Here is a 775-nt window from a genome sequence, read left to right on the forward strand (position 1 = left end):
AAAACTATATAGTTTTGTCCATGCTCAATGTTCCATGGACTGTATCAATCTCAGTAAGCATATGCAAGCAGCAGCTCGATTGATACAACTCGCAGATTATTCATGAAGCAATGCTCGTTGCTCCACCCCGCGACAATAGAAATAAAGTAATACTATGGAGGAGGAAGAGGGATTCGAACCCCCGCGCGGTATGACCCGCCTGTCGGTTTTCAAGACCGATCCCTTCAGCCAAACTTGGGTATTCCTCCAGTTAAAAATAAACAAAAACATTTGGTAGCGGCGAAGGGAGTCGAACCCCCGACCTTTCGGGTATGAACCGAACGCTCTAGCCAGCTGAGCTACACCGCCAAAAGACAAATATTATAATGGTGGAGGATGACGGGCTCGAACCGCCGACCCTCTGCTTGTAAGGCAGATGCTCTCCCAGCTGAGCTAATCCTCCACTATATTGGAAGTTATTTTACGCAAACTCGTAAAAAACTTTGGTGACCCCTACGGGACTCGAACCCGTGTTACCTCCGTGAAAGGGAGGTGTCTTAACCGCTTGACCAAGGGGCCATCTATTAATATTAAGCAAAAATAATAGCCCCAATTAGGGCTAGCCCGGCAGCGTCCTACTCTCACAGGGACGCGTGTCCCAACTACCATCGGCGCTGAGAAGCTTAACTTCCGTGTTCGGTATGGGAACGGGTGTGACCTTCTCGCCATTGCTGCCAGACTATATGAGGGTTTCATTCCCTCAAAACTAGATAACTGACAATCATCATATAAAATT

4 tRNA genes and 1 rRNA gene are annotated in these 775 nt (G+C 47.6%); all 5 read right to left on the reverse strand.

Features of this window, described 5'->3' with window-relative positions:
* Window positions 1-155: 155 nt before the first annotated feature.
* The 5 genes from ACSU6B_RS29200 to rrf all read right to left on the reverse strand — a co-directional run bounded on the left by ACSU6B_RS29200 (window position 156) and on the right by rrf (window position 718).
* A tRNA-Ser gene (locus tag ACSU6B_RS29200) sits at window positions 156-248 on the reverse strand.
* 23 nt (window positions 249-271) lie between these two features.
* A tRNA-Met gene (locus ACSU6B_RS29205) sits at window positions 272-348 on the reverse strand.
* A gap of 18 nt (window positions 349-366) precedes the next feature.
* A tRNA-Val gene (locus ACSU6B_RS29210) sits at window positions 367-442 on the reverse strand.
* A gap of 41 nt (window positions 443-483) precedes the next feature.
* Window positions 484-558, reverse strand: a tRNA-Glu gene (locus ACSU6B_RS29215).
* A gap of 43 nt (window positions 559-601) precedes the next feature.
* Window positions 602-718: ribosomal RNA gene (gene rrf, locus ACSU6B_RS29220) — 5S ribosomal RNA — on the reverse strand.
* Between the last annotated feature and the right edge of the window lie 57 nt (window positions 719-775).

Source organism: Neobacillus sp. C211 (assembly GCF_051842875.1).
Classification (GTDB): domain Bacteria; phylum Bacillota; class Bacilli; order Bacillales; family Cytobacillaceae; genus Neobacillus.